Genomic DNA, 22,735 nt, shown 5'->3' with positions numbered 1-22,735 from the left:
GTGTTCGACACCGTATTGATCGCCAACCGGGGCGAGATCGCGCTCCGCGTGGTGCGCACCTGCCGGGACATGGGCATCGCCACCGTCGTCGTGCACTCCGGCGCGGATCGCGACTCGGCCGCCGTACGGGCCGCCGACCGGCACGTCAACATCGGCCCTGCGGACCCCCACCGCAGCTACCTCTACCCGCCGGCGGTGATCGAGGCGGCCCGCAACACCGGTGCGCAGGCGATCCATCCCGGCTACGGATTCCTCTCCGAGGACCCGGACTTCGCCACGATCTGCGCCGAGAACGGGATCGTCTTCATCGGCCCGGCGCCCGAGGTGATGGCCCGGCTCGGGGACAAGTCGACGGCCCGGCGGCTCATGGCGGACGCCGGGCTGCCGGTGCTGCCCGGATCGCCGGACCCGGTCGAGACCGCCGACGAGGCCGCCGAGGTGGCCCGGCGGATCGGCTTCCCGCTGATCGTCAAGGCGGTCGCGGGCGGCGGCGGCCGAGGGATGGCGGTGGTGCCGGACGCCGGCGCGCTGCTGCCCGCCTTCCGGGCGACGCGCGCCACGGCCCAGGCGGCCTTCGGCGACAACCGGGTCTACCTGGAGCGCTACCTGGCCGGTGCCCGTCACATCGAGATCCAGATCCTGGCCGACGGACACGGCAACGTGGTCCACCTCGGCGAGCGGGACTGCTCGGTGCAGCGCCGACACCAAAAGCTGGTCGAGGAGTCCCCGGCACCGTGCCTGCCCGCCGGCCAGGCCGATCGACTGGCCGCACACGCGGTCGCCGGGGCCCGGGCGGTGGGCTATCGGGGCGCGGGCACCTTCGAGTTCCTGGTCCGTGGCGAGGAGGCGGCGTTCATCGAGGTCAACTCGCGGATCCAGGTCGAGCACCCGGTGACCGAGACGGTGACCGGGATCGACATCGTCCGTGAACAACTGCTCATCGCCGCAGGCCGACCGCTGGGCCTCGACCAGGACCGGGTGCGGCCCCGAGGGGCCTCGGTGGAGGTCCGGATCAACGCCGAGGATCCGGCTCGCGACTTCGCGCCCTGTCCCGGCACGCTCACCGCCTTCGACGCGCCGGCCGGCCCGTTCGTCCGCGTGGACACGCACGCGTTCCCGGGATCCCAGGCCCGCCCGGAGTACGACTCGCTGCTGGCCAAGATCGTCACGTGGGGACCGGATCGCGACCAGGCACTGGCCCGGATGCGCCGCGCGCTGGGCGAACTGCGGGTCGAGGGCCCGGGCATACACACCACCGCGCCGCTGCTCGCCGAGATCCTGGACGACCCGGACTTCCGCGCGGGGCGTCACGACACGACGCTGCTGGACAGCCGCACCGGCGCCTGACGCACCGACCGAGGGCGTATCGGCGCGGGTACGGGCGCCTGAGGTTCCGGCGCCCCGAGCCACCGGCGCCCGACGCCCCGGTTCCCGGCGTATCGGCCCCTGACGTATCGGCCGGCGCCATACCCGCTCCCGACGCGCCGGCTTCCGACGTTTCGGCCACCGACACCGGTCACCGACACCGGCTTCCGACGTATCGCTTCGACGAAAGGCCACTCATGTCCGCGCCCGGAACCGCTCCCGCGTCCGCTCCCGTCTCCGCCTCCCCGGCCCGCGTGTTGGCGATCTCCGGTTCGCTGCGCGCCCGGTCCGACAACACCCGGCTGCTGGCCGCGCTGCCTGCGCTCGCGCCGGCCGGCATGTGCTTCGACGTCTATCCGACGCTGGGCGAACTACCGCTGTACAACCAGGACTTGGACGTGCATCCGGAGCTGCCGGCGGTGCGCCGGTGGCGTACCGCGATCCGTCGGGCGGACGGGTTGGTGATCGCCACCCCCGAGTACAACCACTCGATCCCCGGCGTGCTCAAGAACGCCGTCGACTGGGCCTCGCGCCCACGAGGGGACGCGTCGTTGTCCGGGAAGGGCATCGCGGTGATGGTGGTCACGGCGAGTCGGCTGCACGGGTTTCGCGGTTTGACCGACACCGTGCGGATCCTGGCCGGTCTGGGCAACCTGGTCGTGCCGCACCCGGAGGTGGTGGTGGGCGGCGCCCCCGACGCGCTGACCGGCGGACCGGACGGATCGGTACGGCCTGCGGACCCCCGGGTCGCGGCGCTGATCCGAGCCCAGTTGCAGGCCCTCTCCGACGTCATCCACACCGGCGCGGCCGGCGCCGCCCTGGCCGCACCGACCCGTCACCGCCGTACCGGGTGAGCCCGCCCGCCGTGCACACGGCGCCGCCCCCACCGTCGAGGACGGTGGGGGCGGCGGTCGGAATGTGCCGATTCAGCCGGACGGCGGATGATGCGTGTCCGGTTCGGCGGGTCGGCCCGGTGCATCGGCCCGATGCGGCGGATGGCCGCCGTCCGGATTCGTCGGTTCCGACGAATCCTCGGGCTCCGCGGCCACGCACACGTGGTTCGGCGGGTGGCAGCCGAAGTGCTTGTCGGGCTGATCCGATCCGGGCGGTGGTTCGCCGCCGTTCGGCAGTGGGGTCGTCGACATGATCGATCTCCGTGCTCTGTGAGGGACGAGGTGATCGGGTCGATCACCTCTCCTCCACCTTCGCGCGGTCTCGGTTCGCCCGCATGTGGTCACGGTCCCGGGCCGGTCCCGGGTTGGTCCCGGGTGTCGGTCCCGGGTCGTGGAATGACCGCGCGCACCACGGTGCCGTGCTCGTCGCCGTCTGCGGTGAAACTGCCGCCGAGTTCCTCGGCGCGTTCGGCCATCGAGGCCAGGCCGACGCCCTCGGTCGCCGCGCCGCGCTCGCGGTCCACGCTCCCGATGCCGTCGTCGACCACCTCCAGGACGACGCGGGTGTCGGTGACCCGGACGTCGAGCGTGGCGTTGCGGGCCCGGGCGTGCCGGACGACGTTGGTCAGCGCCTCGCCGCAGATCCGGTAGACCGCGACCTCCACGGCGGCGGGCAGCGGCGGGGGCGGATCGGGGTCGAAGGCGACCCGGATGTGCGGATCCGTGCCGTTGCCGCCGTCCAGCCGCGTGGCACATTCGCGCAGTGCGCCGGCCAGACCGAGACGGGCGAGTGCGGCGGGGGCGAGGCCGTCGGTGATCCGGCGCAACTCGGTGATCGCCTCACCGATGCTGCGCGACGCGATGGCCAGCGTGCCCTCGGCCGGAGTGCCCGGCGGTACGCAGGCCCGCGCGGTGTCGACCTGGAGCCGGGTGCCGGACAACGCGGGGCCCAGGCCGTCGTGCAGGTCGTGGCGCAGCCGGCGGCGGGCCTCCTCGCGGGCGAGCACGATGTGTTCGCGGGTCTCCTGGAGTTCCTCGTACAGGCGCAGCGACGCGATGGCGGGCGCCGCCTGGTCGGCGAGGAAGCGCAGTACTTCCAGGTCCTGGCGATCCAGGGTGTCCTGTCCGGGTCGGGGCGGTGCGGAGAGCCGGCCGATCACGGCACCCTCGTAGGTGAGCGGGAAGTCGACGCGGTCGGCGTCGGCGCTGCCGATCCGGGCGAGTTCGCGTTCCCCGTGTCGGGTGGCGACCACGACGCCTGCGCCGGGCAGACCGAGGGTGTGTACGACGGTTCGGCAGAGCAGGGTCGGCGCCGCGCCGGGTGCCGGTGCCCGGCTCAACTGCTCGGAGAGGTCGCGGACCACCTGGTAGGGCCGGGCCCGTTCGCCGTAGTAGAAGCGGTCCACGACGCGCATCGCCCAGCCGATGGTCGGGCGCAGCAGGGCGCCGATCACCAGCGCGCCGGCCGCCATCACCAGTGCGCCGGCGGTACGCGCGCCGGGCAGTGTGCCGGAGAGCGCGACGGCGATCCCGAAGTAGCCGCCCATCAGCACCGCGGCCAGCGAGAAGGCGGCCAGCACCTTGCGCGTGGACCGGTCGAGGTGCCACTGCCGGTCCCGGGCGAAGGCGTACGCGAAGCACAGCTGCCAGACCAGCACGCCCGCGTAGAGAAGGAAGTCATAGAGCAGATCCGAGAGTTCGAGGTGGTAGCCGAGGAAGCTCACGGCCAGCCACAACAGGTAGGGCAACAGCGGTACGAGTCGTACCGGGTGCGGTCCGGGCGAGCGCACCCAGCACACGGTCATCACCGCGAGGCTGGTGAGGATGACCAGTGGTGGAATCAGCTCCATCCGCGGGGTCAGCCACTCGTCCAGCCACCGCTGCGCGTCGGCCCAGGCGCCGTGTTGCAGGAAGCTGGGCAGTCCGTACCAGTCCGACCCGGCGTGGTCGGTGTACGCGTGCAGAGCGCTCCACACGGCGACCAGCACGGCGTAGATCCGGACGGATCGGGCTCTGGGCAGGGTCCCGTTCGGGAGCCACAGCGGCAGCGCGTACATCCCGAACAGGAACACCCAGTCGGTGACCAGCCACACGGTGATCGCCACGGCGGACCAACCGGGTCCGGCGTCGGCGAACACGGCGCCGAACAGGACCGCGCTGCCCAGCGGGTAGGACAGGCCGGTCCACAGCAGCAACCAGCCCAGGCCGGGCGCGGATCGACGCGAGAGCACGAACAGCCCGGAGAGCGCGAAGGCGACGCCCTGGAGGGTGGCCACGCCGATCAGGGCGGGGCGCGGGGACATCCTGGGGTCGTCGAGGTGGGTGAGCAGCAGGACCAGCGTGACGAGGCCGCCGGCCAGGGAGGCGCCGCATACCGCGTAGGCCCGGTCGAGACCGGAGCGTTGCTCTCGGTTGCCGATGGGCATCTGGCGCCTCCTCACGAGACGTCGGCGAACGACGGCGCGGACGAGTGGAGCCGGGTGGGACCGGACGACGCCGGGTGGTTCCGGTGTACGGGGCCCGGCGGGGTTCGGACGTCCCAGGATGGCCGTCGCGAGGTCCCGTGCGCACGAGGCACCGGTCCCATCGAGGTCCCGATTCGGGCCCGGCCGGTGTCCCGGGGCGGCCCGCGCCCGGGTGCGCGGACGCGGCGCCGCGCGGGTGCCGGATCAGTCGGCGCCCAAGCCGAAGTCGCGGGCGTGCGCCACCGCCTCCGCGCGGGTGCCGACGTGCAGTTTCTCGAAGATGTGCGTGATGTGGTTGCGCACGGTCTTCTCGGCGAGGAACAGCCTGCGGGCGATGTTGCGGTTGTCCAGGCCGCGGGCGAGCAGGTCGAGCACCTCGCATTCGCGCTCGGTCAGCTCGGGGAACACCCGCTCGGCGGTGCGCGGGGCACCACTCGCCAACAGTGCGGTCAACCGGGGTACGGTCTGCGCCCCGAAGACCGCGCCGCCGGCCGCGACCGTGCGCACCGCGTGCAGCACCTCGTCCCGACCCGCGCCTTTGACCAGGTAGCCGCCCGCGCCGGCACGCATCGCGGCGAGCAGGCTGCCGTCGTCGTCGGACATGGTCAACACCAGGACCGGGACGGTGGGCGTGTCGGCGGCGATCCGCCGGGTGGCCTCGATGCCGGAGCCGTCCGGTAGGGACAGGTCCATCACCACCAGGTCGGGACGGTACTCGGCGACCGTCTCGGGCACCGCGGCGGCCGTCTCCACCTCCGCGACCACCACGACGTCGTGGGCACTCTCCAGCGCCGCCCGCAACCCCGCCCGAAACAACGGATGGTCGTCGACGATCACGACCCGAACCACCTCGGAACCACTCTCCCCAACCACGCGGTACATACTACGCGTGCGCGCGCACTCACCATGTGCACATGGCCGAGTCGCACCTCCCCTCCACGAACGCCTCCGCCTCGAAGCCCCCGCGCCCCCACCTCCACGCCCGCGCCCCCACGCCCCCGCCCACACCGCCCCGGGGGACTCCTGTTGCGTTCCCTGAAGCGCGGTGGGGCTTGTATGCGGGTAGGGGCGATGAAACGCTGCCGGGATCCCGTGGCCACGGGGCGGGACGGTCGGGCTCGCGTGCGTGTCGCGGGAACGTCGGTCGGTGATGGGAGGACGGGGACGATGGTGGATCTCGCGGCCGTTCTGGACGACCTCGGAGCGGAAAGCGCCGCACTGGACCGGCTCGTCGGCGGGTTGGCACCGCACGCGTGGGCCATGCCGACGCCCGCGCCGGGGTGGACCATCGCCCACCAGATCGCGCACCTGGCGTGGACCGACGATCAGGTCCGGCTCGCGGCGAGCGATCCGGCCGGCTTCGCCGTCGCCGTCGCGGAGGCCGCGGCCGACCCCGACGGCTTCGTGGACCGAGCGGCCGAGCGCGGCGCGGCGGAGCCGCCGGATCGCATCCTGGCCGGCTGGCGCGCCGGTCGCGACGCCGTGGCCAAGGTGCTGGCCGCGGTACCGGCGGGCGGGCGGTTGCCCTGGTACGGACCGCCGATGAGCGCCGCGTCGATGGCCGGCGCCCGAATCATGGAGACGTGGGCACACGGACAGGACGTCGCCGACACCCTCGGCGTACGGCCCCCGCCCACCGCCCGGCTGCGCCACGTGGCCCGGATCGGCGTCCGGGCCCGTGACTACGCCTACTTCGTGCACGATCTGCGCCCGCCCGAGCGGGAGTTCCGGGTCGAACTGAGCGGCGGGCCCGAGGTCGGCGGTGCCTGGACGTACGGCCCCGAGGACGCGGCCGAGCGGGTGACCGGCCCCTTGCTCGACTTCTGCCTCCTGGTCACCCGACGCCGGCACGCCGACGACCTCGCCGTCCGGGCCGAGGGCGACGAGGCGGTGCGCTGGCTGGAAATCGCCCAGTGCTACGCCGGCCCACCCGGACCGGGCCGCACCCCCGGCCGGTTCGCCTGATCCCACGAAGCGGCGACACGCGACCGCCCGGACGCACCACGTTCGGCCGGGCGCTCGACGGGTCACCGTCCCGGGCCGCCCGCACGAGCGCCGGCGACCACGCCCGGGTTCGGACCCGGGCGGTGCGTCGGGCGAGCCCGGGCCTGCGCCATCCGAGGGGTGCGGCTGTTCCGATCGAGTGGGCGGGGCGCGTCGATCGGCGACGTACGGCCTGCCGCCGGAGAGGGTGATGCTTCGGCGTCGCGGTGCGGGCGATGATGGGAGAACACGATGACCACAGGTGTGGACGGGCCCGGCCGGCCGGTGTTGCCACCCATCCTCAGGGGACAGAAAGCGCTGGTGACGGGGGCGAATTCCGGTATCGGCAAGGCGACCGCCATCGCACTCGGACAGGCGGGCGCCGACGTCGTCGTGAACTACGTCTCCGGCCCGGAGACCGCCGACGAGGTGGTCCGGGAGATCGAGTCCTTCGGCGTACGGGCGTACCCGCACGAGGCGGACGTCTCGCAGGAGGACCAGGTCGTCGCGATGGTCGCGCGCATGGTCGAGGAGTTCGGCACGATCGACATCATGGTGGCCAACGCCGGGCTCCAACGGGACGCCGCCCTCACCGAGATGTCGCTCGCCCAGTGGCAGAAGGTCCTGGACGTGAACCTCACGGGTCAGTTCCTGTGCGCCCGGGAGGCGGCCAAGGAGTTCAAGCGCCGCGGCGTGGTCCCGGAGGTCTCCCGCTCGGCGGGAAAGATCGTCTGCATGAGCTCGGTCCACCAGATCATCCCGTGGGCGGGCCATGTGAACTACGCCTCGTCCAAGGGCGGCGTCCTGATGCTGATGCAGACCCTCGCACAGGAACTCGCCCCGGACCGGATCCGGGTCAACGCGGTCGCCCCGGGCGCCATCCGTACCCCGATCAACCGCGACGCGTGGGCCACTCCCGAGGCGGAGGCCGATCTCCTCGGGCTGATTCCCTACCGCCGGGTCGGCGATCCGGTGGACATCGCCGACGCGGTCACCGTCCTGGTCTCCGACCTGATGGACTACGTCGTCGGCACCACGATCTATGTCGACGGTGGCATGACGCTCTTCCCCGGCTTCGCCACCGGGGGGTGAGGGCGTCGTGGAGGACCACGTGACCCCTCGGCGGGTGGTGATCCTCGGCGGCGGCTTCGCCGGGCTGTTCGCCGTACGGGCCCTGCGCAGCGCCCCGGTCGCGGTGACCCTGGTCGACCGCTGTGCGCACCACCTCTTCCAGCCCCTGCTGTACCAGTGTGCTTCCGGCATTCTGTCCGAGGGGCAGATCGCGCAGCCGCTGCGTGCCGTCCTGCGCCGGCACGACCGGGTACGGTGCCTGGAAGCGACGGCGACCGACGTGGACGTCGCCCGACGGGTCGTGCACGCCGAGCGGCCGGACGGCCGGGTGCTCGCCCTCCCCTACGACGACTTGATCGTGGGGATCGGCGTGCGCCAGTCCTACTTCGGGCACGACGAGTTCGCGGCCCACGCCCCCGGCATGAAGACGCTGGAAGACGCGTTGAGGGTGCGGAGCAAGCTCTACCGCGCGTTCGAGACGGCGGAGGCGAGCGAGGACGAGCGCGAGCGCGCGCACTGGCTCACCTTCGCCCTGGTGGGGGCCGGCCCCACCGGGGTCGAACTGGCGGGCCAGATTCGGGAGATCGCCGGCCACACGCTCAATCGGGAGTTCTCCGGCATCGACCCGAGTCGGGCGCGGGTGCTGCTCTTCGACGCGTCGGACGCGGTGCTCGCCCCCTTCGGCCCGGTCCTGTCCCGGCGGGCTGCCCGCACCCTGGACGATCTCGGCGTGGAGGTGCACCTGGGCACGATCGTCACCCACGTCGACGACCGGGGCCTGACCGTACGCCGTAAGGACGGCGGCACCGAGCGGGTGGAGGCTCGCACGGTGCTGTGGGCGGCCGGGGTCGAGGCACCGCCGCTGGCGACGGTCCTGGCCCTGGCCACCGGGGCGGAACAGGACCGGGCGGGACGCATCCGAGTCGAGCCCGACCTCACGATCGCGGGCCATCCGGAGATCCGGGTGGTCGGCGACTTGATGAGCCTGGACAAGCTGCCCGGTCTGGCCGAGGTCGCGATGCAGAGCGGAGCCTACGCCGGCCGCCGGATCCGGCACGCCGTCGAGGGCAGGACCGGCAAGACGCGTCCGTTCCGATACGTGGATCTCGGCAGCGCCGCGTACATCTCCCGTGGTAAAGCGGTCGTCAGGATGGGCCGGTTCCACGCATCCGGGTTGATCGGCTGGCTGATCTGGCTGTTCATCCACATCGTTTTCCTCACCGGCTTCCGCAGCCGGATCGGGGCACTGCTCAGTTGGGCGGTGGTCTTCGCCACCGGATCCCGCCGCGAACGCGCGTTCCTTTCACCCGACCCGCAGCCCGACCCACGGCCCGACCCGCAACCGGCTGCGCAGCCCGATGCGCGGCACGGTCCGCCTTCCGGTCCGCCGAGTGACCCCGAGATCACCCGGCACGACCCATCGAGGCCCGCATGAACCCCGGCTCACCGATTCTGGCCTCGGCGCCGGAACAGCTGCTTCCGGCACGGGAGTTGATGGCCTTCACGCTGGCCTCCCACATCATTTTGGTGCCGTTGGGCGTGGCGTTGCCGTTGATCACGCTGGTGATGCACCACCGGGCCCTGCGCAAAAACGATCCGGTGGCAATGCTGCTGGCCAGGCGCTGGTCCGCGGTCATGGCCGTCCAGTTTGCGGTCGGCATCGTCACCGGCACGGTCCTGTCGTTCGAGTTCGGACTGTTGTGGCCGGGCATGATGGGCCGGTGGGGCGACGTCTTCGGCATCGGATTCGGCGTGGAGGCGTGGGCGTTCTTCCTCGAGGCGATCCTGATCGCGATCTACCTGTACGGCTGGCGCCGGCTGAAGCCGTGGACGCATTTCTGGCTCGGCGTCCCGTTGCCGTTCGCGGCGCTGCTCGGCGCGTTCGGAATCATCGCCGCCAACGCCTGGATGAACACCCCTGCGGGTTTCACCCTCGACTCGACCGGCAAGCCGACCGACGTCGATGTGCGATCGACGATCTTCACGCCGATGTTCGGACCCCAGTACTGGCATTTCGTGGTCGCGATGTTCCTGACCGCCGGCTACGTCGTGGCCGGCGTCTACGCGGTGGGTTGGCTGCGCGGTCGCCGCGACCGCTACCACCTCCTCGGGTTCCGGGTGCCGTTCACGATCGCCGCCGTCCTCACCCCCGTGCAGTTCGTGCTCGGCGACTCCATCGCTCGGTCGGTCTTCCACAAGCAACCGGTCAAGTTCGCCGCCACGGAACTCGTCTGGGACACCGACACGCACGTACCCGAGTACATGTTCGGCCGGCTGCAATCGGACGGAAGCGTCAAGGGGGGCCTCAAAATCCCTCAACTCGACTCCATCCTGGCCGGCTTCAGCCCCGACACCGAAGTGGCCGGGCTGACCGCCGTGCCCTCCGCCGACCGCCCCACGCCTACTCAGGCGACGATCGCGCACTGGGCCTTCGACATCATGGTCACCATCGGCAGCCTGCTGATCCTGTTGGCGCTGTGGTACGGCTGGTGCCGGCTGCGCCGCCGTGACCTGCCGCGGTCACGGTGGTTCTTCCGATGCGCCGCCCTCGCGGGTGCGGCCAGTGTGCTGGCCGTGGAGTGCGGCTGGATCACCACCGAGGTGGGTCGACAGCCCTGGATCGTCTATCGGAACATGCGGGTCTCCGAAGCGGTGACCCCGACCCGGGCCGCCGCGCTGTGGACCGTGCTCGGCGTCATCGTGGTGGTCTACGTTCTCGTTTTCGGCGCGTTCCTCGGCGTGCTGCTCAAGATGCGCAGCCGTTGGCGGCTCGCCGACTCGGGCGCCGCCCGCGCGCTCGACGACCGACCGGAGAGCGACGCCCCGTACGGTCCACGCGGCGAACTCGTCGGCGCCGGCCCGAAGTCCCCGGCACCGCCCGCCGGACCGGGCAGCGGACCGGATCCCGGGAGCGTGCCGTGACCGCCGACCTCGTCGCCTGGATCCTGCTGTCGGTCATCGCCGCGTACGCCTGCGGCGGCGGCGTCGACTACGGCGCCGGGTTCTGGGACCTGCTGGCCGGCGGTGCGGAGCGCGGGAAGGCTCCGCGCCGGCTGATCGACCACGCGATGGCACCGGTGTGGGAGGTCAACAACGTCTGGCTGATCTTCGTTCTGGTCCTCATGTGGACGGGCTTCCCGGTGTTCTTCCAGACGGTGTTCACCGCGCTGTGGTTGCCGCTGGCGCTGGCCGTCGTCGGCATGGTCCTGCGCGGCGCCGGGTTCGCGCTGCGCAAGCCCACCCGGCGACTGGCCGAACGCCGGATCTACGGTGCCGTGTTCGCCGTTTCCTCGTTGCTCACCCCGTTCTTCCTGGGCGCCGCCGCAGGCGGCGTGGCCTCCGGCCGGGTCGAGCCGGGCACCACCGCCTCGGCCGACGCCTGGGCCAATACCACCTCGATCCTCGCCGGACTGCTCGCCGTCGCGGCCACCGCGTTCCTCGGCGCGGTGTTCCTCACCTCGGACGCACGTCGCTTCGACGCCCCCGACCTGATCGGCTACTTCCGGGTGCGTGCCTGGATCGGCATCGGCGCGCTCGTGGTCGTGGGCGCGCTCGGCCTGGCCGTGACCGACGAGCACGCGTCGTACGTCCATCACGGACTCACCCACGGGATCGGGCTCCTGCTGGTGGTCTTCGCCGCGGTTGCCGTGGCCGCCACGGCCTGGCTCGTCTCCGGCCGCCATGCCGGATGGGCGCGGTACACCTCGGTGGCCTCGGTGGCCTCGATGGTCGCCGCCTGGGGGTTCGCCCAGCGCCCCTATCTGGTGCCCACCTCCCTGACCGTGCGGCAGGCGGCGGGAGCGAGCGCCTCACTGCGGTGGATGCTCTTCGTGGCGCTCATCGCCATCGTGCTGATCGGCCCGGCGCTGGTCGTGCTGTATCGCCTCGACACCCACGGCGTGCTGGAACCGCTGACCGACGAGGACGTCGGGGAGTGACACCGCCGGCTCCGCCCCACCGGGCCGCTCGATCCGGGCGCTCCGCCGGGTGGTTCGCCGACCCGCAGGGCGTGCGGTCGACGGTCGGGCCCGCTCGGTGCGCTCGTGGACCGTCAGACGCGCCGCTGGTCGAGGGCCTCGTCCAGGGTGCAGGCGGCCGTGATGAGTGAAAGGTGGGTGAACGCCTGTGGGAAGTTGCCCAGTTGTTCGCCGGTGGGGCCCACCTCCTCGGCGAAGAGGCCGACGTGGTTGGCGTAGGTGAGCATCTTCTGGAAGGTGTACCGGGCGGGGCGCAGGCGTTCGGCCCGGGCGAGGGCGTCCACATAGAGGAAGGTGCAGAGACTGAACGTGCCCTCGGAGCCGCGCAGGCCGTCGGGAGAGGCGGCCGGGTCGTACCGGTAGACCAGGCTGTCGGAGACCAGCGTGCGATCCATGGCGTCCAGGGTGGACAACCAGGACGGGTCCCTGGGGGCGATGAAGCCGACCCGGGGCATCAGCAGCAGTGACGCGTCCAGGACGGCGTCCCCGCCGTAGTGCTGGACGTAGGCCTGAGCGGACTCGTCCCAGCCGTGTTCCATGATCTGTTCCATGACGGTGTCGCGGGCCTCGGTCCAGCGGACGGTGTCGGCGGGTCGGCCGAAATCCCTTGCCATCCGCAGGCCGCGGTCGAAGGCCGCCCAGCACATGACCCGGCTGTAGGTGAAGTCCTTGCGTCCGCCGCGCGTTTCCCAGATGCCCTCGTCGGGCCGGTCCCAGGAGTCGGCCAGCCAGTCCAGCGTGCGGGCCATGGTCTTCCAGCCTCGGTAGCCGGCCTGTGTGGCGATCTCGCGCCCCTCCGACAGGGCGTAGAGGGCCTCGCCGTAGATGTCCAACTGCAACTGGTCGGCGGCCGCGTTGCCGAGCCGCACCGGTGCGGAGCCCCGGTAGCCCTCGAAGTGGTCGAGGGTTTCTTCCGTCGACAGCGGTTCACCGTCGACCCGGTACATGATTCGGAGCGGCTCGCCCTCCTGCCCGGCCGAGGCACGGAGCCGGTCGCCGAGCCAGTGCGTGAAGTCGGTCGCCTCCTCGACGAAGCCGAGGTCGAGCAGGGCCCGGACGGAGAGCGACCCGTCGCGCACCCAGGTGTAGCGGTAGTCCCAGTTGCGCTCGCCGCCCACCTGCTCGGGCAGGCCCATCGTGGCCGCGGCCACCGGCGCGCCGGTGGGGGCGTAGGTGAGCAGCTTGAGGGTGATGGCGGAGCGGTTGACCATGTCGGGCCAGCGGCCGCGGTAGTTGGAGCCGTGCACCCATTGTTGCCAGAAGTCGGCGGCGTGCCACAGCTGTTCGGTGCCCGTGGCGACGGTGAACGGCGGTGGGGCCTCGCCGCCGCCGGTGCAGACGGTGAAGACTGCGCCCGCCTCCTGGCCGACGCTCAGGGTGACCGAACCCCGCATGTCGTCGCCGTCCCGCTCCAGCGGAAAACTGCTCTGCAGGTACGCGGTGACGCCCGGGGCGCGGAACACGCCACCGTCGGCTCCCGGATCGAGCCGGTGGGCGGCCCGGCCGTAGTCGAAGCGTGGTCGGCATTCCAGGTCGAACCGCACGGTGCCGCGCACCGTGCGCACGGCGCGCAGCAGGGTGTGCCGGTCGCTGGGTATTCGGCTGGTGTTCGGCGGCATCCAGTCGATCACCTCGCCGACACCGTCCGGGGACATGAACCTGGTCACCAGGAGTGCGGTGTCGGGATAGTACAGCTGCTTGCAGGTGGCTTCCGAGACGTCCGGGGCCACTCGGAAGAAGCCGCCCCGATCGTGGTCGAGCAACGCCGCGAAGATGCTGGGGGAGTCGAACCTGGGCGCGGCGAACCAGTCGACGACGCCCTGTGAGGAAACCAGTGCCGCGGTCTGGAGATCGCCGATCAGGCCGTGTTCCGCGATGGGAGGGTAGCGGTCCATGAGAGTCCAATCTCAGCCGAATCCCTACCCGATCCACTATCCGGCAGGCGCCGGCTTCATGCCCTTCGGGGCCGCGCGACCGGTGCGCTCCCGCGGCCGCGAAGCCCGATTGCCGAACGGCACGGCCGTGGCGTCGGCCCGGGGCGGGGCCTCGGCCGGTCGCGGTGCGATTGGGCCGGGGGCATGACGGTGCGGGACGTACCGGAGTGCCGCGGGCCGGGTACGCGGAGCCGGCTGCTCCGCGTGGTATCACCGGACAAAGGCTTGTGAGCCGACGCCTTCGTGCGGGTTCCGATGCTGAGGAGACGATGAGAGTGTCGGCCACGCCCGCCGGAGTGCCCGAAACCGCGCCACTCGACCCCTTCGCGCCCGTCCGTGCCCGCGGATACGTGGGGCTTCTGGTGATGACGGCGGTCCTGGGAGTGCCGATCTCGGCGGCGGCGTTCGGATTCCTCGCCCTCGTCTCCCGACTGGAGTCGCTGACCTATACCGACCTGCCCGAGGCCTTGGGCTTCGACGGCACGCCCTCGTGGTGGCCGGTGCCGCTGCTCGCCGTCGCGGGTCTGCTGGTCGGCCTGATCATTCGCCGGTTACCGGGGGAAGGCGGGCACAAGCCGGCCGAGGGCGTTTCCTCGGCGGGCGCGCCGTCCGCGGTGGAACTGCCCGGTATCGTACTCGCGGCGCTGGTCTCCCTCGGGATCGGCGTCGTCCTGGGACCCGAGGCGCCGCTCATCACCCTCGGCGCCGGCCTCGCCGTGCTCGGCGCACGGCTGGTGAAGCCGGACATCGAGCCGAAGGCGAGCGCCATCGTGGGCGCTGCCGGGAGTTTCGCCGCGGTCAGCGCGCTGCTGGGATCACCACTCCTGGGTGCGTTCCTGCTGATGGAGGCTTCGGGCCTCGCCGGGCCGATGCTCGGGATGGTGCTGGTGCCGGGCCTGCTGGCCGCCGGCATCGGTTCGCTCGTCTTCATCGGTCTGGGCTCGTGGACCGGCCTGGGCACGTACTCGCTGGCTCTTGACGACGTGCCGCATGCCGACGTGCCGGATGTCGCGTCGTTCGGCTGGGCTCTCGTCATCGGGCTCGCGGCGGCCTTCCTCGGCACCGGCATCCGTCGGGGCGCCCTCTACGCACAGGCGCGCGTCGAGCAGTGGAGGGTGCCGGCCACAGTGATGATGGGCGCGATCGTCGGAGTGGCCGCGTTCGTGTACGCCGAAGGATCGGGATACGAGGCATCGGGGGTGCTGTATTCGGGGCAGCACGGGCTGAACCCACTGCTCGCCGACAGCGCCGGATACTCGGTGGGCGCGCTCGTGCTGCTCATCGTGTGCAAATCGGCGGCGTACTGCGCGTCACTGAGCAGCTTCCGCGGCGGCCTCGTGTTCCCCTCGATGTTCGTCGGCGCGGTGGGCGGGATCGCCCTGTCCCATCTCCCCGGGCTGGACCTGACGTCCGGATTCGCGATGGGTATCGGCGCCATGTGCGTGGCGATGCTGAAACTCCCGATGACCTCGGTGCTGTTGGCCACCCTGCTGCTGGGGTCGCAGGGGCTTACCGTGATGCCGCTCGTGATCCTCGCGGTGGTGGTCTCGTACGTCGTCTCGCTGCGACTCACCCCGGTGCCCGCCGCCCCGGCCGCCGCCCCGCTCCCGGCTCCGGCCGTCGGCGGGGACACGGCCTGAGCCGTTGCCCCCTCCGGCGAGCGGGAGTGGGGGTCGTCGGTGCCGAGCGCGCCTTTGATGGGCCTGCGCACGTGGACCGAGGGGCACTGACGCCGCCGGCCGCGATCCGAACGGAGAATCGTCCCCGCGTCCGGACGGCGGCGCTCAGTCCCGACGTGCCTTCGGGTTGCCGGCGTCGCCGGCGGTGGCGGGACGCGGGCCGGTGTAGACGCCGACGGCGCGGTAGCGCAGGCCGGGTTGCCGGTATTCCTCCAGGGCGTGGGCGAGCCAGCCGATCGAGCGGGCCATCGCGAAGATCGCCTCGCCGGCATCCGGTCGCATGTCCATCGCGTGCGTCAGGGCCGCGAGCGCCAGGTCGACGTTGGCGAACATGTTCTCGCGGGCCGCGGTTTCCCGGGTCAGGGCGTCCACGGCCCGGACCACCCGGGCGACCCGGTCGTCGTCCCGGGCCTGCTCGCGCAGCAGGTCGAGCACCATGTCGGCGCGCGGATCGCGGTCCACATAGAGCACGTGGCCCAGGCCGGGCAGGTGTTCGCCGGCGCGGAGGCGGTCGGCGACCGCGATCGTGGGGCTGCCCGCGGGGTCGAGCGCGTCGCGCAGGAAGCGGTGGGTCAGGCCGATCGCGGCGCCGTGGTGGCGGCCGTCGACCACACCCAGGCCGGCGGACACCACGGCGTACACGTCCGCCCGCGCGCTCGCCGCCACCCGCGCGGCCAGCGTCGACACCGCCAGGTCGTGGTCGGCCATCAGCACCAGCGCGGCGTTCAGCAGGCGTACGTGTTCCGGTGTCGCCGGCCGGGCGGTGAGTTTCGGCCACAGCCGCTCGGCCAGGGTGCGGCCGGTCGGCGGTTGCGCGCCCGCACACGGCGGCAGGGTGTCGGCGATCACCGCGAGCAGGGTCTCGCCGCCGCGGACGACCGCCGGTTCGGACAGGTCGTAGCGCAGCGGATCGGTCGTGCCGGTCGCGGCCACGATCATCCGGATGCGGTCGATCAGCCGGGCGGTGTCCGGCAGGAGGGCGACCGTGCGACGGACCGTCTCGGCCCGTTCGGCGGAGACCTCGAACGAGGGCACGTCGGCGAGTTCGGCCCGCCACAGCCAGTGCGCCACCGACTCGAGGCGGTGTTCGGCGAGTTCGCGCACGTCTCGACCGCGGTAGTACAGGTGGTCGTCGGCCAACAGGGTCAGGTGGGTGTGGATGCGCTCGATCGAGCCGTTGGGGTCGCGTCGCCCGCCGGTGCGCTCGGCCAGCGCCTCCACCTCGGCGGTGGCGAACCGGCTGCCGCGTTGCCGGGACTCGTCGCGCACGCTGGTCAACAATCCGCGGCTGACGTAGGCGTAGATCGTCTCGGGCTTGACCCCCAACCGCTGCGCGGCCTGGGCGGTGGTCAGGTAGTCGGCGGGGTAATCCCGCTCACTTCCCTCGCCCGGAACCCTGCGCCGACCAGCCATTTCGTCCGCACCTCCAGCACACATTGACGTAATCAACATTGACGATACTTGATGGCGTGATCGACATTCTTGGTGGGCGGGCCGGTGCGGCTCCGCCGAGGATGGGAGGCATGTCATGGCGGTCGCCGGTGACGAGCGGATCGACGTACCCAGGGGCCTGAAGGGGGTGGTGGTCACCACCACCGAACTGGGCGACGTGCGGGGCAACGAGGGCTTCTACCACTACCGGCAGTACTCGGCGATCGAACTGGCCGGCACCCGCACCTTCGAGGATGTGTGGTTCCTGTTCGTACACGGCCGGTTGCCCGCGGCCGAGGAACGGGCGCCGTTCGCGGCGGAGATCGCCCGCCTGCGGGTGTTGCCCGAGGAACTGCGGCCGGTGTTGCCGTCGATCGCCATGGCCGGCGAGCGGTTCGACCCGCTCGCCGGACTGCGTACCGCGCTGTCGCTGATCGGCGCCGCGCGCAACCTGCCACCGCTGTGGGAGTGCGATCCGCGGCGGCGGGCGGCGGACGCGTTGCTGGTCGGCGCGGTGACCCCGACCATCCTGGCGGCGCTGTACCGCATCCGCGCGGGCGCCGAGCCGCCGGAGCCGCGGGCCGACCTGTCCACGGCGGCCAACTGGCTCCACCTGGTGACCGGAACGGAACCCGAGCCCGCGCAGGTGGCCGCGATCGAGCGCTACCTGATCGCGACCATCGACCACGGCTTCAACGCCTCCACGTTCACCGCGCGGGTGATCGCCTCCTCGGGGGCGAATCTGGTCTCCGCGGTGGTCGGCGCGATCGGCGCGTTCTCCGGCCCGTTGCACGGCGGTGCGCCGGATCGGGCCCTGGAGGCGCTGGACGAGATCGGCTCGCCGGAGCGGATCGACGCGTGGGTGCGGGCCAGGATCGCGGCGGGGGAGCGGATCATGGGCTTCGGTCACGCGGTCTACCGCACCGAGGATCCGCGCGCGGTGATGCTTGCCGACATCGCCGCCGAACTCGCCGAACACGCCGACGCGCAGGGCGTGGAACTGGTGGAGTTCGCCGCCGCGGTACACCGTCGGGTGACCGGGATCCTGGCCGAACTCAAGCCGGGCCGCGAGTTGCACGTCAACGTGGAGTTCTACGCGGGCGTGGTGATGCAGTTGTGCGGGATCCCGCGGAGCATGTTCACCCCGACGTTCACCGCGAGCCGGGTGATCGGGTGGTGCGCGAACATCCTGGAGCAGGCCGAGGACACCAAGATCATCCGCCCGATCGCCCGCTACACCGGCCCGCAACCACCGCGGCCCGTGCCGAGCGCCTGAACCCACCGCCGCCCGCGGATCGAGGCGTGATCGCGGCGGAGGCGAGGCCGGGGCGAGGTCGCGCCGAGGCAATTGGTCCAGACCTATTGACAGTTCGCGGGCACCGGCGGTCAACTCGTCTGACACACAGGCACCCCCGGCACCCTCGGGTGCGCCCGGACGGCCTGCGCACGCCCTGCGCCGAGGCAGCCTGACGTCCCATCAGGCAGTGCGGTGCCGACCCGGGTCCACCCTCCCTTCCACGCACGCCCACGCCCGCAGGCAATCGCCCGGGCCGGTACGGGAGGAACACCCCACGATGGCACCGATACGTCCCCCAGGCGGCCGCGCGGACCAGGCCGCCGCACGCCGCAGGCGCACCCCGCGCCGCCTCGTCACCACCCTGCTCACCGCATGCGCGATGGCCTCGGCCGGCCTGCTCGCGCTCGCCTCTCCCGCACCCGCCGCCGCCGAACTCGTGGTGAACGGCGGCTTCGAGTCCGGCCTGTCCGGCTGGACCTGCTCCGCCGGCTCCGGCAGTCCGGCAAGCACGCCGGTGCACACCGGCACCGGCGCCCTCAAGGCCACCCCGGCGGGCGGCGACAACGCCCGCTGCAGCCAGACCGTGGCGGTGCAACCGAACTCCGACTACACCGAATCCGCCTGGGTCCAGGGCTCGTACATCTACCTCGGTGCGAGCGGCACCGGCACCACGGACGTCTCCACGTGGACCTCCTCGGCCACCACGTGGCAAAAGCTCACCACCACGTTCCGCACCGGCCCGAACACCACCAGCGTCACGCTCCACCTCAACGGCTGGTACGGACAACCCGCCTACCTCGCGGACGACGTCTCGCTCGTCGGCCCCGGCGGCAACACCACGATCCCGGCCGTACCCACCGGCCTGGCCGCGGCCGGCAGCACCGCGCGCAGCGTCTCGCTGACCTGGTCCGCGGTGCCCGGCGCGACCGCGTACGACGTCTTCCGCGCCGACACCAAGGTGGCCACGGTCACCGGCCCCGCCGCCGAGATACCGGGCCTGACCCCCGAGACGACCTACACCTTCTCCGTCGCCGCGACCAACAGCGCCGGAACGTCCGCGCGTTCGGCGCCGGTCACGGTCACCACCGGTCCGGACGGGCCCACCGGCCAGGACCCGACCGGCCTGCCCAAGCGGGTGATGACCGGCTACTGGCACAACTTCGTCAACGGCTCCGCGAACCTGCGCCTGCGCGACGTGCCCGCGTCCTACAACCTGGTCGCGGTGGCCTTCGCCGAGGCCGACCGCACCCGCTGGGGAGCGGTCACCTTCGGCGTCGACCCGGGCCTGTCCACCGCGCTCGGCGGCTACACCAACGCCGACCTCAAGGCCGACGTCGCCACCATGCACGCCCGCGGACAGAAGGTGATCCTGTCGGTCGGCGGCGAACTCGGCGCGGTCTGGGTCGGCGACAGCGCGTCGGCGGCCACCTTCGCGAGCACCACCACCGCGCTGCTGCGCGAATACGGCTTCGACGGCGTCGACATCGACCTGGAGAACGGGGTCAGCCCCACGTACATGGCCACCGCGCTGCGTGCCATCCGGGCGCAGATCGGCACGAGCCTGATCATCACGATGGCCCCGCAGACCCTGGACATGCAGTCCGACCAGGCCGCGTACTTCCAACTCGCCCTGGGCATCAAGGACATCCTGACCATCGTGCACATGCAGTACTACAACTCCGGAACCATGTTCGGCTGCGACCGGAAGCTCTACGCCCAGGGCGGCGTCGACTTCCTGACCGCCCAGGCGTGCATCCAACTCCAGGGCGGGCTGCGCCCCGACCAGGTCGCGCTCGGCGTACCGGCCACCGGGCGCGCGGCCGGCAGCGGCTACGTCTCGCCCGGTGTGGTGAACAACGCCCTGGACTGCCTGGCCGCGGGCACCAATTGCGGGAGCTTCCGACCCGCCACCACCTGGCCCGGCATCCGCGGGGCGATGACGTGGTCGGCCAACTGGGACGCGACCGCCGGCTACGCCCTGGCCAACACGATTGCGGCGCACCTGCGCACGATGCCCTGAATCGTCCGCACGTCAGCGCTACCCGATCGGCGACACCGCGTCGGCAGCACGGCGTCGGTGCCGCCGGGTAGGCGCTACGGCACAGCCACCCCTACAGCGGACGAAGGTCCGCCCACAGTGCGACCGCACCGCTTGCGAGCGGCACCGCCGGCCCGGCGGTGCCGCTCGTCCACCAGGCCCCCTGCCCCGCCCGCAGCGCCGACCCGGACCCGTCGCCGGCCGGCGCGGACAGGACGTACACCACGCCGGCGTGACCGGCGGCCGGGAGCAGCGGTGCATCGGCACGGCGCACCCGGGCGGCCCATTGCCCGCGCCGGGTCATGATGTTGAGCACGCGGGTGTCGCCGCCGAGCAGCGTGGCCCGCAGTCCCGTGTCACCGGAGAAGGCGAACGGCTCGCCGGGTCGGTCCAGACGGTGGTCGAGCCCGTCGTCGCCGACCAGGTGTACGCCGTCGCCCGCCAACAGGGTGATCGTGCGGTCGACGCCGGGGAAGGCGGAGAACGGCCCGTCGGCGGCGATCGTCGCGACGCTCGCGCGCCAGTCGAAGTCCGCCTCCGCCGAGTCCGTCGGCGATTGCGACCCGATTTCGCGGGTGTCGCCGCCGCCGTTGCGCCACGGGCCGACCGGTAGCGTCTCGACGTCGAACAGGTTCATCACGTGCTTGCCTACTTCGGATCGGGGCTGCTTCGGCACCGCCATGATGCCGGCGGGCCGGCCCGGGTCGTGCCACGCGAGCCGCGGGCGGCCACCGGCACGGTCGACCCTGCTCGCACCCGGTCACGGCCATGGAACACAATGGACGAGGGCACGGCGATCGACGCCGAGGAGCAGCCGATGCAGCGCTCCGGCCCCGCGCAGGTGAATCCCGTCCGACCCGGGCAGCACGCTCTCCCGCCCGGGCCGGACGCCGATCCGCGACCGGCGCCGGTCAGTCGCGCTTGGCCACGGTGAGCAACACCGCCGAATCCTCCAGCGCCTCCACGCTGTGCCGCGTCTTGGGGACCACCAGGAAGTCGCCGGACCGCCCCTCCCACGACGTCTCGCCGCTGACCAGCACGACCCGCCCGCGCAGCACCAGCAGCGTGGCCTCGCCCGGGTTCTCGTGCTCGGCCAGCACGGTGCCGGCGGTCAGCACGATCAGGGTCTGCCGCAACACGTGCTCGTGGCCGCCGTACACGGTGTGGGCGCTGCGCCCCGTCGACGAGGCGGCGGCGAGCTTGAGCAGTTCGCGGACCTGGGCATCCAAGGAGAGCTTTTCCATGCTCACAGTGTGCACACGCCCACTCACCAAACCCCCGAACGACCCAACCCGATCGTCCCTCCGGGCTCTAGTCTGCGCCTCACCCGATCGATTCCCGCGAGCGAACGGGAGAGCAGGAGACAGAGCGAGCATGCGGGTGGCGATTTTGATGGGCCTCCAGGCGTCGGGCAAGTCGACCTTCCACCGGATGGTCCTGGCCGCAACGCACGTTCACGTGAGCAAGGACGACTTCCCCCGGGCGCGGAACCGACAGCGTCGGCAGCAGCGGCTGATCGAGGAGGCCTTGGCGGCCGGTCGCGACGTCGCCGTCGACAACACCAATCCCGCGCCGGAGGATCGCCGGCCGATCATCGAACTCGCCCGGGTGTGGGGTGCGGACGTGGTCGGTTACTGGTTTCCGCCGGATCCGGTCGGGTCCCTGGCGCGCAATGCCGAGCGGGTGGGGAAAACCCGGGTGCCCGAGGTCGGGGTTCGTGCCACGCTGAGGCGGCTGCGGGCGCCGGGGGCGGACGAGGGGTTCGACGCCCTGTACGTCGTGCGGTTCGACGGCGCGGGCGGCTTCGTGGTCGAGGCGGCGAACGAGGGGTGACGGGGCTATGGATGCCGATCGGTTCGAGGCGATGCAACGGTCGCGGGAGTGGTTTCACTCGTTGGTGCTGCTGCCCGGCGCGTGGACGGTGATCCGGGTGGACGGTCGGTCGTTCTCGCGTTTCACCGAGGAGCACTTCGAAAAGCCCTTCGACGAGCGGTTCGGCGCACTCATGGCCGAGACCGCACAGGCGCTGTTCACCGAACTGGACGCCCGCTACGCCTACACCGAGAGCGACGAGATATCGATCCTGCTCGACCCGTCGTTCGAGATGTTCGGCCGGGAGGTGGAGAAGCTGGTCTCGGTGACCGCCGGGATCGCCTCTGCGACGTTCACCCATCACGCGGGGATACCGGCCCACTTCGACAGCCGGATCTGGATGGGGACGAGCGTCGGGGACGTGGTCGACTACTTCTCCTGGCGGCAGGTCGATGCCGCGCGGTGCGCGCTCAACGGCTGGTGCTACTGGACGCTGCGCAAGGACGGGAAGTCCGCCCGGGCCGCCACGCAGATGTTGGCGCGGAGCTCGAAGGCGGACAAGAACGAGCTGCTCTTCGCGCACGGCGTGAACTTCGACGAACTGCCCGCGTGGCAGCGGCGCGGGGTCGGCGTGTGGTGGGAGCGCTTCGAGCGGACCGGCTACGACCCGGTTCGCGAGGTCGAGGTCTCGGCCGTCCGGCGGCGGGTGCGGGTGGAGCGGGAGCTGCCGATGAAGGACGAGTATCGTGCGCTGATCGCCGCGCTCGCGGATCCCGCGCCCTGAACGTCG

At 71.9% G+C, this 22,735-nt stretch carries 19 protein-coding genes; 12 read left to right on the top strand and 7 right to left on the bottom strand.

Annotation, left to right across the window (positions count from 1 at the left end; all coding sequences use genetic code 11):
- Window positions 1-1,347, top strand: coding sequence for an acetyl/propionyl/methylcrotonyl-CoA carboxylase subunit alpha (locus tag ACFZBU_RS14655; RefSeq protein ID WP_391583909.1), 1,347 nt, complete (start codon window positions 1-3; stop codon window positions 1,345-1,347).
- A gap of 215 nt (window positions 1,348-1,562) precedes the next feature.
- Window positions 1,563-2,219 (top strand): NAD(P)H-dependent oxidoreductase, encoded by a 657-nt coding sequence (locus tag ACFZBU_RS14650; RefSeq protein ID WP_391583908.1) that lies wholly within the window; start codon window positions 1,563-1,565, stop codon window positions 2,217-2,219.
- 72 nt (window positions 2,220-2,291) lie between these two features.
- On the opposite strand, the gene ACFZBU_RS14645 is transcribed toward ACFZBU_RS14650, so the two are convergent.
- The 3 genes from ACFZBU_RS14645 to ACFZBU_RS14635 all read right to left on the bottom strand — a co-directional run bounded on the left by ACFZBU_RS14645 (window position 2,292) and on the right by ACFZBU_RS14635 (window position 5,596).
- Window positions 2,292-2,510, bottom strand: a complete 219-nt coding sequence (locus ACFZBU_RS14645) for a hypothetical protein (protein WP_391583907.1) — start codon at window positions 2,508-2,510, stop codon at window positions 2,292-2,294.
- An 89-nt stretch (window positions 2,511-2,599) separates the two neighbouring features.
- Window positions 2,600-4,684, bottom strand: a complete 2,085-nt coding sequence (locus ACFZBU_RS14640) for a GAF domain-containing sensor histidine kinase (RefSeq protein ID WP_391583906.1) — start codon at window positions 4,682-4,684, stop codon at window positions 2,600-2,602.
- Between the two features lie 243 nt (window positions 4,685-4,927).
- Window positions 4,928-5,596 carry a response regulator gene (locus ACFZBU_RS14635; protein WP_391583905.1) on the bottom strand — a complete coding sequence of 223 codons (669 nt, stop codon included), beginning with the start codon at window positions 5,594-5,596 and terminating at the stop codon, window positions 4,928-4,930.
- Window positions 5,597-5,890: 294 nt separating this feature from the next.
- Here ACFZBU_RS14635 and ACFZBU_RS14630 point away from each other — a divergent pair, with 294 nt between their 5' ends.
- From ACFZBU_RS14630 to ACFZBU_RS14610, 5 genes are all read left to right on the top strand, one after another.
- Window positions 5,891-6,688 (top strand): TIGR03084 family metal-binding protein, encoded by a 798-nt coding sequence (locus ACFZBU_RS14630; RefSeq protein ID WP_391583904.1) that lies wholly within the window; start codon window positions 5,891-5,893, stop codon window positions 6,686-6,688.
- A gap of 270 nt (window positions 6,689-6,958) precedes the next feature.
- Window positions 6,959-7,798, top strand: a complete 840-nt coding sequence (locus ACFZBU_RS14625) for an SDR family oxidoreductase (RefSeq protein ID WP_391583903.1) — start codon at window positions 6,959-6,961, stop codon at window positions 7,796-7,798.
- Between the two features lie 19 nt (window positions 7,799-7,817).
- The gene (locus ACFZBU_RS14620) at window positions 7,818-9,212 is read left to right on the top strand and encodes an NAD(P)/FAD-dependent oxidoreductase (protein ID WP_391583902.1); all 1,395 of its coding nucleotides are present in this window, start codon (window positions 7,818-7,820) and stop codon (window positions 9,210-9,212) included.
- On the top strand, window positions 9,209-10,699 hold the full coding sequence (locus ACFZBU_RS14615) for a cytochrome ubiquinol oxidase subunit I (RefSeq protein ID WP_391583901.1): 1,491 nt from the start codon (window positions 9,209-9,211) through the stop codon (window positions 10,697-10,699). Before ACFZBU_RS14620 ends, ACFZBU_RS14615 begins: the two co-directional genes overlap by 4 nt.
- Window positions 10,696-11,715: a cytochrome d ubiquinol oxidase subunit II gene (locus ACFZBU_RS14610; protein WP_391583900.1), complete on the top strand. Its 1,020-nt coding sequence runs from the start codon at window positions 10,696-10,698 to the stop codon at window positions 11,713-11,715. The genes ACFZBU_RS14615 and ACFZBU_RS14610 overlap by 4 nt, the downstream gene beginning before the upstream one ends.
- Window positions 11,716-11,828: 113 nt before the next feature.
- Here ACFZBU_RS14610 and ACFZBU_RS14605 read toward each other — a convergent pair whose 3' ends face one another.
- Window positions 11,829-13,649 (bottom strand): glycoside hydrolase family 15 protein, encoded by a 1,821-nt coding sequence (locus tag ACFZBU_RS14605; protein ID WP_391583899.1) that lies wholly within the window; start codon window positions 13,647-13,649, stop codon window positions 11,829-11,831.
- A gap of 314 nt (window positions 13,650-13,963) precedes the next feature.
- Here ACFZBU_RS14605 and ACFZBU_RS14600 point away from each other — a divergent pair, with 314 nt between their 5' ends.
- Window positions 13,964-15,328, top strand: coding sequence for a chloride channel protein (locus ACFZBU_RS14600; RefSeq protein WP_391583898.1), 1,365 nt, complete (start codon window positions 13,964-13,966; stop codon window positions 15,326-15,328).
- 144 nt (window positions 15,329-15,472) lie between these two features.
- Here ACFZBU_RS14600 and ACFZBU_RS14595 read toward each other — a convergent pair whose 3' ends face one another.
- Window positions 15,473-16,780, bottom strand: a complete 1,308-nt coding sequence (locus tag ACFZBU_RS14595; RefSeq protein WP_391583897.1) for a citrate synthase — start codon at window positions 16,778-16,780, stop codon at window positions 15,473-15,475.
- A 115-nt stretch (window positions 16,781-16,895) separates the two neighbouring features.
- Here ACFZBU_RS14595 and ACFZBU_RS14590 point away from each other — a divergent pair, with 115 nt between their 5' ends.
- Window positions 16,896-18,074, top strand: a complete 1,179-nt coding sequence (locus ACFZBU_RS14590) for a citrate/2-methylcitrate synthase (RefSeq protein ID WP_391583896.1) — start codon at window positions 16,896-16,898, stop codon at window positions 18,072-18,074.
- A 298-nt stretch (window positions 18,075-18,372) separates the two neighbouring features.
- Window positions 18,373-20,115: a chitinase gene (locus tag ACFZBU_RS14585; protein ID WP_391583895.1), complete on the top strand. Its 1,743-nt coding sequence runs from the start codon at window positions 18,373-18,375 to the stop codon at window positions 20,113-20,115.
- Between the two features lie 91 nt (window positions 20,116-20,206).
- Here the strand turns inward: ACFZBU_RS14585 and ACFZBU_RS14580 are convergent, their stop codons facing one another.
- Together ACFZBU_RS14580 and ACFZBU_RS14575 are read right to left on the bottom strand one after the other, a co-directional pair.
- Window positions 20,207-20,809, bottom strand: a complete 603-nt coding sequence (locus tag ACFZBU_RS14580) for a HutD family protein (protein WP_391583894.1) — start codon at window positions 20,807-20,809, stop codon at window positions 20,207-20,209.
- A gap of 235 nt (window positions 20,810-21,044) precedes the next feature.
- On the bottom strand, window positions 21,045-21,377 hold the full coding sequence (locus tag ACFZBU_RS14575; protein ID WP_391583893.1) for a cupin domain-containing protein: 333 nt from the start codon (window positions 21,375-21,377) through the stop codon (window positions 21,045-21,047).
- Between the two features lie 130 nt (window positions 21,378-21,507).
- On the opposite strand from ACFZBU_RS14575, the gene ACFZBU_RS14570 reads away from it, so the two are divergent.
- On the top strand, window positions 21,508-21,966 hold the full coding sequence (locus ACFZBU_RS14570) for an AAA family ATPase (RefSeq protein WP_391583892.1): 459 nt from the start codon (window positions 21,508-21,510) through the stop codon (window positions 21,964-21,966).
- A gap of 7 nt (window positions 21,967-21,973) precedes the next feature.
- Window positions 21,974-22,729 (top strand): tRNA(His) guanylyltransferase Thg1 family protein, encoded by a 756-nt coding sequence (locus ACFZBU_RS14565; protein WP_391583891.1) that lies wholly within the window; start codon window positions 21,974-21,976, stop codon window positions 22,727-22,729.
- Window positions 22,730-22,735: the final 6 nt, after the last annotated feature.

This window comes from Embleya sp. NPDC008237 (genome assembly GCF_042956465.1).
In the GTDB taxonomy this organism is placed as follows: Bacteria; Actinomycetota; Actinomycetes; order Streptomycetales; family Streptomycetaceae; genus Embleya.
Note: the sequence above shows the minus strand (reverse complement) of the source record. Positions and strands in the feature narration are given on the sequence as shown.

Coding starts and splice junctions, on each gene's coding strand:
- ACFZBU_RS14605 (WP_391583899.1), bottom strand. CDS start 13,649: ATGGACCGCTACCCTCCCATCGCGGAACACGGCCTGATCGGCGATCTC.
- ACFZBU_RS14615 (WP_391583901.1), top strand. CDS start 9,209: ATGAACCCCGGCTCACCGATTCTGGCCTCGGCGCCGGAACAGCTGCTT.
- ACFZBU_RS14625 (WP_391583903.1), top strand. CDS start 6,959: ATGACCACAGGTGTGGACGGGCCCGGCCGGCCGGTGTTGCCACCCATC.
- ACFZBU_RS14650 (WP_391583908.1), top strand. CDS start 1,563: ATGTCCGCGCCCGGAACCGCTCCCGCGTCCGCTCCCGTCTCCGCCTCC.
- ACFZBU_RS14640 (WP_391583906.1), bottom strand. CDS start 4,684: ATGCCCATCGGCAACCGAGAGCAACGCTCCGGTCTCGACCGGGCCTAC.
- ACFZBU_RS14630 (WP_391583904.1), top strand. CDS start 5,891: ATGGTGGATCTCGCGGCCGTTCTGGACGACCTCGGAGCGGAAAGCGCC.
- ACFZBU_RS14570 (WP_391583892.1), top strand. CDS start 21,508: ATGCGGGTGGCGATTTTGATGGGCCTCCAGGCGTCGGGCAAGTCGACC.
- ACFZBU_RS14590 (WP_391583896.1), top strand. CDS start 16,896: ATGGCGGTCGCCGGTGACGAGCGGATCGACGTACCCAGGGGCCTGAAG.
- ACFZBU_RS14565 (WP_391583891.1), top strand. CDS start 21,974: ATGGATGCCGATCGGTTCGAGGCGATGCAACGGTCGCGGGAGTGGTTT.
- ACFZBU_RS14575 (WP_391583893.1), bottom strand. CDS start 21,377: ATGGAAAAGCTCTCCTTGGATGCCCAGGTCCGCGAACTGCTCAAGCTC.
- ACFZBU_RS14595 (WP_391583897.1), bottom strand. CDS start 16,780: ATGGCTGGTCGGCGCAGGGTTCCGGGCGAGGGAAGTGAGCGGGATTAC.
- ACFZBU_RS14645 (WP_391583907.1), bottom strand. CDS start 2,510: ATGTCGACGACCCCACTGCCGAACGGCGGCGAACCACCGCCCGGATCG.
- ACFZBU_RS14585 (WP_391583895.1), top strand. CDS start 18,373: ATGGCACCGATACGTCCCCCAGGCGGCCGCGCGGACCAGGCCGCCGCA.